Source organism: Vallitalea okinawensis (assembly GCF_002964605.1).
GTDB lineage: Bacteria > Bacillota > Clostridia > Lachnospirales > PQDH01 > Vallitalea_A > Vallitalea_A okinawensis.
On sequence record NZ_PQDH01000009.1, the window covers coordinates 88,804 to 102,919 of the forward strand.

General features: G+C 35.2%; 10 protein-coding genes. 1 reads left to right on the top strand and 9 read right to left on the bottom strand.

The features are described from left to right. Positions 1–85 precede the first annotated feature (85 nt). The 9 genes from C1Y58_RS20545 to C1Y58_RS20585 all read right to left on the bottom strand — a co-directional run bounded on the left by C1Y58_RS20545 (position 86) and on the right by C1Y58_RS20585 (position 12,102). Positions 86–3,550, bottom strand: coding sequence for a DNA polymerase III subunit alpha (locus C1Y58_RS20545; protein ID WP_105618321.1), 3,465 nt, complete (start codon positions 3,548–3,550; stop codon positions 86–88). Positions 3,551–3,834: 284 nt separating this feature from the next. Beyond that, positions 3,835–4,305 (bottom strand): hypothetical protein, encoded by a 471-nt coding sequence (locus C1Y58_RS20550; protein WP_105618323.1) that lies wholly within the window; start codon positions 4,303–4,305, stop codon positions 3,835–3,837. 159 nt (positions 4,306–4,464) lie between these two features. Further along, positions 4,465–5,754: an MFS transporter gene (locus tag C1Y58_RS20555; protein ID WP_105618325.1), complete on the bottom strand. Its 1,290-nt coding sequence runs from the start codon at positions 5,752–5,754 to the stop codon at positions 4,465–4,467. Positions 5,755–5,842: 88 nt separating this feature from the next. Next, positions 5,843–6,916, bottom strand: a complete 1,074-nt coding sequence (locus C1Y58_RS20560) for an ABC transporter ATP-binding protein (RefSeq protein WP_105618327.1) — start codon at positions 6,914–6,916, stop codon at positions 5,843–5,845. 20 nt (positions 6,917–6,936) lie between these two features. Further along, complete coding sequence (locus C1Y58_RS20565) at positions 6,937–7,743, bottom strand: ABC transporter permease (RefSeq protein ID WP_105618329.1); 807 nt, start codon at positions 7,741–7,743, stop codon at positions 6,937–6,939. Further along, positions 7,740–8,567: an ABC transporter permease gene (locus C1Y58_RS20570; RefSeq protein WP_105618331.1), complete on the bottom strand. Its 828-nt coding sequence runs from the start codon at positions 8,565–8,567 to the stop codon at positions 7,740–7,742. The genes C1Y58_RS20565 and C1Y58_RS20570 overlap by 4 nt, the downstream gene beginning before the upstream one ends. Beyond that, entirely contained in the window at positions 8,557–9,693 is a 1,137-nt protein-coding gene (locus C1Y58_RS20575) for an extracellular solute-binding protein (RefSeq protein ID WP_105618333.1), read from the bottom strand. The genes C1Y58_RS20570 and C1Y58_RS20575 overlap by 11 nt, the downstream gene beginning before the upstream one ends. A gap of 12 nt (positions 9,694–9,705) precedes the next feature. Next, a complete protein-coding gene (locus C1Y58_RS20580) occupies positions 9,706–10,650 on the bottom strand; it encodes a sugar phosphate isomerase/epimerase family protein (protein WP_157950220.1) in 945 nt (314 codons plus the stop codon). Positions 10,651–10,764: 114 nt separating this feature from the next. After that, complete coding sequence (locus C1Y58_RS20585; RefSeq protein WP_157950221.1) at positions 10,765–12,102, bottom strand: sugar ABC transporter substrate-binding protein; 1,338 nt, start codon at positions 12,100–12,102, stop codon at positions 10,765–10,767. Between the two features lie 358 nt (positions 12,103–12,460). On the opposite strand from C1Y58_RS20585, the gene C1Y58_RS20590 reads away from it, so the two are divergent. Next, on the top strand, positions 12,461–14,110 hold the full coding sequence (locus C1Y58_RS20590; protein WP_105618340.1) for a sensor histidine kinase: 1,650 nt from the start codon (positions 12,461–12,463) through the stop codon (positions 14,108–14,110). Positions 14,111–14,116 lie beyond the last annotated feature (6 nt).

A 14,116-nucleotide genomic window follows, 5' to 3' on the forward strand; every position in this document is an offset into this window, starting at 1 on the left:
CATACTTTACCCATTATCCATACTAATTTTAATCTATTTTTAGATTTTATTCAAGGTTTTTCCCCTATGAATGGCAATAATCAGCTTATTTGACAACAACATTGAATTTTCCAACCAAACCATTTAACACCTCTACTAAACCTTCGGTGACTTTTACCCACATTTCTTCTCCAGCAGCAAAGCGAATATTCTCTTCTTCGATATATATTTTGACAGGTATTCTACCTGGACTGCTCATTAATGCCCCAGAAATTCGATTACTGAGCTCATTCCATGTGCGCTTATTAGGAATCTTAAGCCATAATACATTGGCATTATTGAAGCCTTCTAATTCCTCAAAGGTTGTCATCTTTTCACAAATCAGCTTAGCATTCTCATCTTCTTGTTTAGCTATACGACCTCTAATATATACTTTATTATCTTCAATTAAGTAATCCTTATACCTTTCATAGACATTAGGAAAGATAATAACTTCAACGATACCATAAAGGTCTTCTATTGTAATAAAGGCCATCATTTTATTATTCCGTGTTGTCTTAACGGTTTTGTCCACAATCAATCCACCAATGACACTATTTTGACCATCATAGACTGTACTTTCCATGTCTTCTCCTGCTTCAACATCGTTCTCGCGATGATAAAAGTCAATGGTTCGATGAGAAATTCGTTTCCGCCATTCATCTTCGTACTTGGATAAAGGATGTCCACTAAGATAAATACCAATGGTTTCTTTTTCATAGGTCAATAATGCTTCTATAGGATATTCTCCTACATCCGGCAATTCCTCTCCTGCTGGCTCTTCCTCAGCCATGGCAAAGAGATTAAGCTGACCATCTATATTATTCTTTTTCGTATAAGCTACTCCATCTAAGATAGCTTTATAGACATGCATGTATTGTTTTCTCGTACCACCTAAAGAATCAAAGGCTCCTGCTTTAATCATACCTTCGATACCTCGTTTGTTAATGTCTTTATTTAGGCGTTCACAGAAGTCTAACAAACTGGTGAATGGACCATTTTCCTCTCGCTCTTTCACTAAAGATCGAATAGCTCCTCTACCAACATTCTTAATCGCTGCTAGACCATAACGAATTTTGCCATCATCTGTAACTGAGAAAGCTCCATAACCGTCATTTACATCAGGTGGCAATAACTCAATGCCCATGTCCTTACAATTCATGATATATTCTGTTACCTTATCTGTTGAATCCATAATGGATGTCAAAAGGGCTGCCATAAATTCTACAGGATAATGAACTTTCAGCCAGCCTGTTTGATAAGCAATAACGGCATAGGCAGCCGCATGGGATTTATTAAAAGCGTATTTAGCAAAGTCCGTCATCTCATCAAAAATTTGATTGGCTTGCTCCTCAGAGATCCCCTTACTCATACAACCTGGTACATTCTCTTCTTCATTACCATAAATAAAGTTTTGGCGCTCTCTTGCCATAACGTCAGCTTTTTTCTTAGACATGGCACGACGAACTAAATCACTACGCCCCAATGTATAACCTGCTAAATCACGAACAATCTGCATAACCTGTTCTTGATAAACAATACACCCATAAGTAGTTTGCAGGATAGGCTCTAGCTCAGGTGCAGTATAGGTTATATTCTCAGGTTCTTTTTTGCCTTTGATATACTTTGGAATAAAATCCATAGGTCCTGGACGGTATAGAGATACGCCTGCAATGATATCTTCAAGATTTTCAGGTTTTAGATCCCTCATGAAAGACTTCATCCCAGCACTCTCTAACTGGAAAACACCGTCAGTATGACCTTGTCCGATCATGTCATAAACCTTGGGATCATCAAAAGGTATCTGCTCTATATCAATTTCAATTCTTTTTGTTCTCTTAATATTATTCACAGCATTTTGAATAACTGTTAAGGTTCTTAAACCAAGGAAATCCATCTTAAGTAGTCCCAATTCTTCTAAAGTTGTCATTGGGAATTGGGTTGTAATAGAATCATCATTAGCATTAAGAGGTACATACTCGACAATAGGATTCTGAGCAATAACCACCCCTGCCGCATGGGTTGATGAATGTCGTGGTAATCCTTCTAGTCTTCTAGACATATCGATAAGGTATTTAACTTCCTCTTCTTCATCATAAACTTCCTTCAGTTCAGGATTAATTTTTAAAGCCTTATCAATAGTAATTCCTAGAGCTGTTGGAATCATCTTAGCTATTTTATCCACATCTGCATACATCATATTCAAGGCTCGTCCTACATCACGAATACACGCTCTTGCTGCCATGGTTCCAAAGGTGATAATCTGAGCAACATGGTCTTCACCATATTTCTCAACTACATAATCGATAACTTCGCTTCGACGCTCGTAACAGAAGTCGATATCAATATCGGGCATGCTGACACGTTCGGGATTAAGGAATCGCTCAAAAATCAAACTGTAACGTAAGGGATCGATATTCGTAATCTGTAAACAATAGGATACTATACTACCTGCAGCAGATCCTCGACCAGGTCCTACCATGATATCATGTTCTCTACCGAAACGGATGAAATCCCATACGATTAAGAAATAGTCCACATATCCCATCTGTTCAATAACAGATAACTCATATTCTAGGCGCAATTTTTGCTCTTCTGTAACAGGATCATAGCGCATTTCTAAACCTTTAAAGCATAACTCTCTTAAATAAGCTGAAGCAGTATACCCCTCAGGCACCTCAAATTTAGGAAGCTTTAACTCGTGAAAGGTAAAACTAACGTTACAACGTTCAGCAATCTTAGCTGTGTTTTCTATGGCTTCAGGAGCATAAGGGAATAGTTCGCGCATTTCTTCAGGTGATTTCAAGTAAAATTGTCCGCCTTCATAGCGCAGACGGTCATCGTCATCCACCTTCTTATTGGTTTGTATACAGAGAAGTATGTCATGAGCTCGTTGGTCATCTTCATAGGTATAATGAATATCATTGGAAGCAATCAAGGGGATTCCCGTTTCCTTGCTCATACGTACCAGCTCTTGATTGACTCTCTTTTGTTGATCCATGCCATGATCTTGAAGCTCTAAATAGAAATTATCTTGACCAAATATTTCATTTAACTTTAGAGCTGCTTCTTTAGCCTCTTCATAGCTATTTCTTAAAATCCTTCTAGCCACTGGACCTGCTAAACATGCACTGGTAGCAATGATACCTTCGTTGTACTTCTCTAATAATTCCATATCGATACGAGGTTTATAATAAAAACCTTCCGTGAAACCAGCTGATACCATGCGCATTAAATTCTGATAGCCTGTCTGGTTCTCTGCCAATAAAACCAGATGATAATAGATACCGTCCGCTGAATTCTTATCAAACCTTGAACCAGGTGCTACATAAACTTCACATCCAATAATGGGTTTTACCCCCTCATTCAAGCAGGTTTTATAGAAATCTATGACACCAAACATAACACCATGGTCTGTAATAGCAATGGCATCCATCCCCATCTTTTTTGTTTCTTTGACTAATTCTTTAATTTTACTTGAACCGTCTAATAAACTGTACTCCGTATGCACATGTAAATGAGTAAAGGGCATCTTAACTCCCCCTTTCTATTCTTTCTTCTATCTATATCTGACCATTATATACTAATTGATATCATTCGATAATAAACTTAATCTTTACGCAGCAATTTTACGTATATAATATAATTATACGTTGCCTAGACTTTTGTATCAAGCTAAAATAATACCAAAAGGTGTGAAGAAAAGACATGAACTTAAAAAAGTCCATGCCTTATAGGTTAGTTATCAAATAAATACGCTAAGTGGCTTATGATCTTCATATAAAAGATTCATGTCTTACCATATTTAACATCACTCTATTTTTCTATTTTATCTACCACTAAATTAACATGTTTTTGTATATAGATAATTGCAGTAAAATATACAAAGAAAAGCGCTGTAGCTAATAGATTATCTATAGGCTTCTCTACATTCATTTCAAGTTCTATTTCTCTTATTGCACTCGCTATATCCCATAGATTTTTGGCGATGATGATAAACCAAATAACTGACAAAATTAATCCAATCATCATCATTAATAAAAATGCTATTCCACTCCTATCCTGATTGAACATTAAATCTAATGCTGATAGAAAATAAGGGGAGTACACTGCCATTAACGCTGTTAATATTAGTATAAGCAACCCTACTCTTCTTTTTATATTAAAAATTTTTTCTTTTCTATAATGATTGATTCCCTTCATCGTACTAAACATCCATATAAAAATATAAATGCCTATAGATAACCAGATAAAAATATAAGACAATGCTACTGATCTTTTCTTCACTTGATGTCCCCCTCATAAATGTCTGCTTGATGCCTATTTTATCACTATTATGATATCATTTCAATTCAAAACATTGGAAATTAGCATGCTTTACTCCGTTTAATAATTACAAGAAAAGGACATCTCTGCCCTTTTCTTAATTGAATAAAATCTTTATTTTTATGCTGCTTGTTTCGCTTCGTCTGTTAAGCCTTTTCTTCTTTCAATAATTTTACCTAAACCAAATGTCAAGATGAAACCTACTACTGCAAATGTTAATTGGATAGAGAATATTCTTGTATAAGCACTTACTGGATCATAATTATCCATCATGTATCCATAAGTTGCATAAGCCCAAAACATTGGTGAATAACCTATGAATGCAGCTACAGACATTGCTGCTCCACTGATTTCTTTTGGCATCTTTAATTCACCAATAGGTGCATAATAAACGCCTCTTAACATATAACAAAGTATTGTGATACACATGAGGACTCCTAATACCGGAATCATAAATGAACTATTCTTTGGTAATAGAATAATAGCCGTTAAGAAACAAATAACCAAAGCAAAGGCTAAACGCATGAAATGGGTAGATGACTTAAACTTGTGATCACCAATCACACCTGCTAATGGGCTGGATATCATACGTGTTAAGGATGTATTAACCAAACCAAAGATGGCTACCATACCTACAGGAATACCATAAACGTTTTGTAAGAAAGGTAAGAAGTACATCAAACCAATATATACTGTATAAACTCCACTAGCTGCTAAACCTACCATCCAGACTTCTTTCATAAGTAAAACTTTTAATAAACCTTTAAGGGCTAATTTGTTCTTTTCTTTAGCTGTATCAGCTTTAATATAAATCTCTTCTGGTAAAACAAACCAAGTAATAATAGCCATAAGGATAATTAAAGCTGAATCAATTCCTAAAGCAACTTTAACACCAAAGACGCTTTGACCAACAATAGTGAAGATAATCATAGCTAAGGCATTAGTTGCAAATTCAGTAGAACCACGGACAAATTCTAAAGCTCCAAAAGCTGTACCTTGACGATCATCTTTAGCAAGGATACGAACTGTCTTTAAAACTGAAGCCCAGTAAAAAGCCTCTTGAGTAATACCAAACAGAGCGAATACAACAAGTAAACCATTATAGGATGGTGCAAACGCTAAGTAGAAACCACATAAACCTGTAATCAATAAGTTAATTGATAATAATTTTCTATTAGAGAAACGATCTTGGAACCATCCACCAGGAACGTACATGATCATAGAGATAATACCAATTAAACTTAATAAGAAACCTAACTGAGCATTACTTACACCTAATGCCTCTCTAAATGGTTCATAAAGTACACTACGTACAGCGTTAATGGAATAAATAATCTGACTACCAATAGCAACAACTAGAAAATTAATAAGAGTCCTTTTATCAAATTTAAGATTTTTAATAGGATTCATTTGATACAACACCTCCGGTTTTTTCTTAATATTATAAATATTCTTTATTCTCTCTTTGCTAACCCCTCACTATCATGAATCACTCCCTTCATTTATTAGCAACAAGCCACCCTTCAAGTGGCGGAAACTCTAATAGTACACTTTTACCCTGCTCCATGTTTCTATTGGATTGAACCCTCAAAACACAATTTTCATTTATCTGAATTCGATAATCGATTAAATCACCTAAGTAAGTTTTTGACTTAATGGTACCTATAACTTGATTATCAGCAGATTTCTGGGTAGTAGGTAATAAATTGATTTGAGATGGCCTCACCATGAGTTGCCATTCACCACTCGTATGAGATAATTCTTCCTGACATCTTGCTTCGACAATAAGATCCTTTAATTTAAAGAGAGCCCGTCCATCCTTCATTGACACCATTTCACCACTCATGAAATTGGATAATCCAATGAACCTAGCAACAAAAGCGGTTTTAGGTCGGCTAAAAATCTCTTTTGGCGTACCATATTGCTCGATGACGCCTTCATTCATGATGGCTATTCTATCAGATAGTGCCAAAGCCTCTTCCTGATCATGAGTTACATAAATAGATGTTATCTGCATTCTCTTCTGTAGATCTTTAATCTCAAATCGCATTTCTTCTCTTAGTCTTGCATCTAAGTTAGATAAAGGTTCATCAAACAAAATCACGTTAGGTTGATAGACCATTGCTCTAGCTAAACTAACCCTTTGTTGTTGCCCCCCTGATAATTGCTTGGGGTATTTATAATCATGTTCCACTAATTGGACTAATTTTAATGCTTCTAATACACGTTGATGCCTTTCCCTTTTAGGGAATTTTCTTATTTTCAGAGGAAACTCAACATTTTCATAAATTGTCTTATGTGGAAAAAGAGCAAAATTTTGAAATACCATTCCTATGTTTCTTTTATAAGTTGGTAAAGTTGTTACATCTTTACCTCCAATATAAATCTGACCTTCATCAGGATAATGTTGCCCTGTTATACATTTAAGTGTCGTGGTTTTACCACAACCACTTGCTCCTAGTAACGTAATTAATTCGCCCTTGTTAATTGTCAACGATAAGTCCTTGACAGCCTCTATGTCACCATACCGTTTTACAACCCCATTCAGTTCAATCATCGGCTTCTCTCTCAATTCAAGCACTCCTAACTTTTCTAAATCCCTTTAAATCCACCCATTAACTTCTCAGGCTTTAACTTACCTTGTATGATAAATAGTATAATCAATGAAGGTACTAACAAGATGATGGATATAGCACTTGCAACTTCCCAAAATCCATCACCGATAGCTAAGTAAGTCTTAATAGGTAATGTCATTGTCTTAGGACCATAAGTCATAATGGTTAAAGTAAATTCATTATAGGATGTTGTAAATGCAAAAATCATAGCTGATAAAATACCTGGCATGGTTAAAGGTAATGTTATTTTAAAAAAGGTTTGCAACGGAGTAGCCCCGCAAACTGAAGCAGCATCCATAATACGATGATCTAATCCTTCAAATGTACTGGTCAGTATTAATATACAATAGGGTGCACAGACAGTCACATGCGCTAATGCAACACCCATATAGGTATCAATTAAATCCACCGTATAGAATACTTTGGCAATACCTAAAGCAAAAGCTAGAGGTGGGATCATTCTTGGTAGCAAGAATAATGACAGCCATATCTCTTTATGCTTAATATGACGTCTTGCTAAAGTCCATGACGTTGGTATGGCAATAATTAAGCTTATAAAAACGGCCATAAAGGAAATGGACAGACTATTAAACATCACCATGGGTACTTCAGCTATCTTCCAGGCCCAACTATACCATTCCAAACTGAATTCTTCAGGTAGCCAGGCGGTACCAAACCATCTCTTAGCAAAGGATGTAACGAAGATAACGATAAAAGGTGCTAATAGGAAAAGGGCAAAGGATAACAACAATACTTGGCTAATGACTATATATACTCTTTTCATTTGACCACCCTTTTTCTACTGATCTTGAGGTAGATCATCATGAGCAATACTTGAATAACTGCCATGATAATCGCTAATGCACTCCCTTTAGACCAATCATTGAATACTGCTGTTTGCGTATAAACCTGAACAGCAATGGGACGATATTCGCCGCCTGCTATCAGGGGTACACTAAATGTTCCAAAACATAATAAGAATGTCATAATTGATCCTGATAGGATGCCTGGCATAACTAGTGGTAAGGTAATATGGCGAAATACTTGTAATGGAGATGCACCACAAACCGATGCTGCTGATTCTGCTTGCCGATCCATGCCCTCTACAGCAACCAATGTTGATATGGCTGTATATGGAAAATGCAACCAAGCATAATAAATGATAAGCCCCTTCATTGTATAATTAACACTCAGTGGTTCAGATACCTTCAACACATCTAATAGAAATAAGTTAAACCATCCATTGGTATTGAAAAGTAACATTAATCCTAATGTACTGATAAGACTTGGCACCATCATGGGTAATATCATGAGTAATCGGTAAAACCGGTGGCCTTTCAATTTCTTTCTTATTAACAGACTGAAAGGAATGCTCACCAGTATAATTAGAATGGTTGGGAATAAGGCTAAACTGAAGGATAGAGATAGAATTCGCCACCCCTCCGCACTGGTCAAGTAATTGGTGTAATGCTCAAAGGTAAACTCCCAGGGTATTTCGGATTTTTGTATACTTAACATAAATGTATATCCCATTGGATATAAAAATAATAAGGTGAAGCATAACACGCCTGGCAGCATGAATAACAATGTTATCAACTTATTCTTCATCTAAATTCATTCCATTAACTTTGATATAGTCCATTGCTTCACTGTTGGATATTTTCAATTGAGCAGCCTCTGCTTCTTCCCACTTAGGTATATTGTCCCAGACCTCTTCTGGCAATTGATCTTCAATCATTGTACCTGGATATTGCCACATCTGAGTGACTAAATCCGTTTGGATTTCATCAGAAATAAAATAGTCTAAAGCTAGGTAGCTTAACGCCTTCTTATCATCGGATATCTTATCAGGAATAACCATGATAAAACCACCGCCTTCTGTATTTCCCTCTTCTAGAAAAGTTGCTTTAATGGTATCAGGCAGTAATCCTTTATCCCTACTCCATAATGTATAATCAATAGCATACTCTGTAATCCATACTTCCTCAGATTTAAATTGTTGAAAGAGTACTGGTGGCTCAGATGCCATAGGGTCATAAAAGTACTGGTTGAAGTCTTCATAAGTATCAACGGCTTTCTTCCATCCCTCAGACTTAATAAGCTCATCTACAGGTAATGAAAAATCCGCTCCGTTAACATTAAGGAATGTATAGATGAATTCTCTACCCCCAGCTGATTTTGCATCAGGTCTTATTACACCAATATGCCCTTTAAATTCTTCTCTTCTGTCATAAAACTCTTGCCACGATTTTGGTGGATTAGGTATCCTATCCGAGTTATAGAGAAGTCCTGATGCAGTATGCCAAAAAGTAGCTGCTTCTCCTTCTAGCTCAATACCCTGAGTCTTTTCACGATATTTAGGGTCTATCTTAGCCATATTAGGTACATTTTCTTCTGTTAGCTTTGCGAACTGGATATCCGATTGTTTCATGCCGTAAAACCCTTGAGGTTTTAAGAAAACTAAATGAATATCACCGTCTTTATTTTCACCCCATGCTTTTATCCGTTCTCTCATTTCTGGTTCCGATGAAACCACATAATCAATCTCTATACCAAGCTCTTTCTCAGCTTTAGGTATGACCGTTTCCTTAAAAAATAACTGAAAATTAGCTCCTGAAGCCGTATCAACAAAGGTTATTTTTTGACTAACTTCTTTTGAACTTTCTTCGCCACAGGCTACTAAAAAAATGATGAGAAAACAACCTATACAAAGTTTGATCAACCGATTCAACATTGTATTTCACCCCTAATCTTCTCTTAATTCTTTTATCTTGTTATTAACCTTCACGCCATTGTCATAAGCCCTTTTTAAGAATTCATCTTCTTTTCCATCTCGGCAAACAATCTCCATTGTTATGGGTAACTCATAAGGTGAAACAGCTACAAGACTAGCTAGCTCATCCCAATTCAAAATACCTTCATAAGGTATGCGGTGTAAGTCATGGGATGCTACTTTAACGTCATCTTTTAGATCCTCTTTGTTCCTGATGCCAACATTATCATTGAGATGCATAGCTATTAAACGATCTTTATACTTTCTCAATAACTCAAGAGGATCATCATCCATGGTTAAAATACCATGACCTGAGTCGTAGCAGAATCCAATAAAATCTTTATCATAGCGCTCAAATAAGAGATCAAACTGGTTGATTTGATGTTGATTAGGTGTTCCTAAAAGATTTTCAACAGCTATCTTTATCCTCCTAGATTTGCAATACCATTCAAGTTCATCAAATGATTTAAATACTTGGGTCCAGTAGCCCTTAGTAAACTCTTCTGACTCCTCCATGGCTACATAAGGTAATTGCATATGTAAGACTATTTCCTTGGCGCCAATCCGTTGTGCTAAATCTACTCTATTTTTGATTAACTCTACTCCTGCTAAACGGTTGTATTCATTTTCTGACGTATAGTCTTTTCTATTGTCATATGTATTTCTATATTTGTACTTACCATCTTCATTAGGTCTCTTTCCACCTTCTGTAGCGTGAACAGCTTTTACCTTTAAGTTATACTTTTCTAACCATTCTTGTATCTGATCCATTTCATGTATGGAATAAATATGATTTCCGTCCCAATCATGGCACCAATGAATATGGCTAAAAGAAGCTTCCGATATCTTTTTTAATATTTTCTCTATTTCATAGGTACTAGGTATCTCATTCATATAATCTGTACTAAGTGCTATCATAGCCATCCCCCTTACGAAACTGATTTTCTTTCTTTCATATTAATACAGAGGAGAAAAAGATGAAATAGAAAAACTAAAGACCTAAGGGGTAAAAAATAAAGAAGTGAATTAAATTCACTCCTTGATATAACATTTATATTCAAAATGTTTCTTAATGGATTTTTGAAATTGTAAAGCAGCCTCTTCCGGTTCTTTTAAACCTAACTCCACATCCTGAATAGCATCAAAATAAGCTTGATATATGATATTGAACTCATCGTCATTGGGCAAGAATGAAGTATAATCTAAAGTGTACATCAAATCATTAAGGAACTGATTCTCTTTGAACTTCTCCGATTCTCTTCCACTCTTTGTAACAGGTAGGTGATATGTTTCCACCGCATGTAATGCTTGCGCTTCAGGGTTATTGCCATATTCCAGAAGCTTATAAGCTATATCTTTATTTTCACTGATACTTGTTACAGTATAAACTAACGGATGGGAAATGGTTATTGGTTTACCAGAATCTTTAGCCGCAGGTATTAACATAGGTACATAGTTATCGAGTATTTTATTAAGATCTGCACCACTTTCCGTAACCAAATCATACATAGTATAGGTTGCTCCATAATAAAATAATACATCACCTCGAATCACTATCTCATTGATCTGCTCCCAGTTTTTTAATGTATTATCCGTAGGTAATACTCCCTTTTCCCTAGCTATATCATAATAATATTCTAAAGATTTTAATAATCCTGACTGTGAGATGGTTACCTCACCATTATCTTCATCGTAATAAAATGCTCCGAAGTTTTTAGCCATCATATAAAAAGCTTGGCCATTAACCGGACGATGTAATATACCATTGGTAACGATCCCTTTCTTAACGGCATCCTCAGCTATTTCTGTCATATCGTTTAATGTAAATTGCCCTTTTTTAATCTGATTAGGTAATTCAGTAATTGCTTCTTCATCCCAACCTAACTCAAGTAATTTCTCCTTATTAGCTAAAATCAGTTGTACTTCAAAGTCTTGAAGTATACCCCATTTGTTACCTTGCCACTCTACTGATTGCCATAAGGTACTGTAAACATCCTGAAATGTATCTTTCTCAGTCAACTCATCTAGTGGAACGATATAGCCATCAGATGCAAGCCACCCGATATCTTCATGACCTATTATGAAAATATCTAACCCCTCATTCTCATATCTTTCTTTGAAGATTTCATCATAATCATCCCATAACTGACCGGTATACTTTTCAACTTCAACCTCAACGATCTTATTCATACCTTCATTTTTGAATTCTTCATTGATTTTGGATGCTGCATCAATGAGATTATTAACCCTTGTTTCTTCAAACCCAAAAGATAATACTTTAATGGTTATCACTTCTGGATCTTTGCTACCCTTTCCAATACACCCAACTTGCAAAGATATTATAAGTAATACGAATAATATCTTTCTCATACCTTCTACCCCCATAAAATCTCATATTTTGCTATCATTATACCACAAAATCTCATGCTCACAACATTGAAATCTAGAATTTGCTATGTTAAAATATTCATAAAATCACTAAGAAATAAATTAATCTCGTAGAGTCAAGCACACAATGGGTTCTATTACGCCGGCTGGGAAGACCTCCATGTCTTTGACAGCCGGGCTCACCGTCCATGGTTCGCTACTCCATAGAACCCATTATGTGCTTTCTGTATGAAATTGACCGAGTTATTAAAAGTCGCTACGTCTTTTTAAGGAAGTTTGAATGTTAAGAAAGATAAAAGCGACTAATATCATATAAATCAGAGATAGTGAGGGGTTGGCTATGAGAAGGAAGAGCATTCATAAACAGATTTTAAGAAATCAATTGCTTTTATCCGTTATTACGATCATTATGATTTATTTGTCAGCTTACTTGATTCTTTATTTTACAATGATGCATAATGCCAATCAACGCTTAGAGAGTAATATTCAATTTATCGATAACTATGTGGATAGTTTTTTTAAGGGTTATGAAGAAAAATGGTCCATCATTAATGCTAATCAGGATTTAAGAAATTACATTGTTCATAGTAATGAAATTAGCAGTTATGAGGAAACTCATCTGTTCTATACATCCATCGAGTACATGTTTAATTTTAGCGATGAGACTTCTCTCAATATCAATAATTTAACGCAGCAAGTTTTCCCACCAACCAACACAACGATACCTAATAACCTGGCTGAGCATTTGAAAAATGATACAACCCAGAACATCTTCCTGTCAGAGGATTCATCTACTCTTAATTACGCTCTAGGTTTATATAATTTTACTGAAACAGATTTAATAGGCTCTGTTAACTTTGCAATACCTATTGAAAATTTTATTTCTTACTTTGATAATAAAGTTCCTACCGGAATGACCATTGCTATTTATGATCATGCAGAGCGTATTATTTATACAACACTGACTAATGATTTACATGGATATAAAGAATATTTTTTAACAAAAGAAAAATCATCTGAAAAAACGGGACTAAAAATTTATGCTGTTTTGAATACACAAAGCGAACTGGATAACCTCTATCGTTTTGGTATGCTACTTTTACCAATTATCATCATTATATTATTAATCAATATCTTTTTATCCTATAATATTTCTGCCAAGATTGTCTTTCCCATAAAATCTCTCATTGCTTCTATCAAAAGGGCTGAACAAGGAGATATTACCTATTCACACCCCTTTTATGATCTAGAGGAGATTGAAGATTTATCTCAATCTTATGATCAGATGATTAACAAAATCAACCATCTTATGGAAAAGAACCACAAAATTAATCTTCTAAAAGTAGAATCTCAACTTAGTGCACTACAGCAAAAAATTGATCCACATTTTTTATTCAACACATTGGAACTGATTAGCAGTCAAGCCGTTTTAGAAGATGCGAAATCAACAAGTGTCATGACCCAGAAACTAGGTAATCTCTTTAGATATAATCTAAGAGCTCCAGACACCATCTCCTTGGGTCGAGAGCTTAAATATATTAAAGATTATCTCTATTTACAGAAAATAAGATTTGATCATGAACTCATGTTTGAATTTAATATTTGTGAAGATATTTCACATTATAAAGTACCTCAACTCACATTACAGCCTTTGATTGAAAACTGTATTAAACATGGCTTTAATGATTTAGGTTCTGAAGAATATCGCATATCAATAAAAACAACTAAGTCCAAAAATAATATCTATATTATTGTCCACGATAATGGAAAAGGAATAAAGCCTGATTCACTCAAGGAAATCAATAATTCCATCCATATGGATGTTAATAATTTTCAATATTTTATTTCAAGGAAAGAGCATATTGGGCTTAGAAATGTTAATGCAAGGCTATGCCTTCAGTACCGTATCAAAACTGCATTGAAGGTGTATAGTAAGGTGAATAAAGGAACAACAATCGTTATCAAACTTCCAGAAATGAAAGACCAATAGGGGGTG

Bases quoted from the DNA above. Each gene is read 5' to 3' on its own strand.
- C1Y58_RS20545 (WP_105618321.1), bottom strand. From the start codon at position 3,550: ATGCCCTTTACTCATTTACATGTGCATACGGAGTACAGTTTATTAGAC.
- C1Y58_RS20555 (WP_105618325.1), bottom strand. From the start codon at position 5,754: ATGAATCCTATTAAAAATCTTAAATTTGATAAAAGGACTCTTATTAAT.
- C1Y58_RS20565 (WP_105618329.1), bottom strand. From the start codon at position 7,743: ATGAAAAGAGTATATATAGTCATTAGCCAAGTATTGTTGTTATCCTTT.
- C1Y58_RS20570 (WP_105618331.1), bottom strand. From the start codon at position 8,567: ATGAAGAATAAGTTGATAACATTGTTATTCATGCTGCCAGGCGTGTTA.
- C1Y58_RS20575 (WP_105618333.1), bottom strand. From the start codon at position 9,693: ATGTTGAATCGGTTGATCAAACTTTGTATAGGTTGTTTTCTCATCATT.
- C1Y58_RS20580 (WP_157950220.1), bottom strand. From the start codon at position 10,650: ATGATAGCACTTAGTACAGATTATATGAATGAGATACCTAGTACCTAT.
- C1Y58_RS20585 (WP_157950221.1), bottom strand. From the start codon at position 12,102: ATGAGAAAGATATTATTCGTATTACTTATAATATCTTTGCAAGTTGGG.
- C1Y58_RS20590 (WP_105618340.1), top strand. From the start codon at position 12,461: ATGAGAAGGAAGAGCATTCATAAACAGATTTTAAGAAATCAATTGCTT.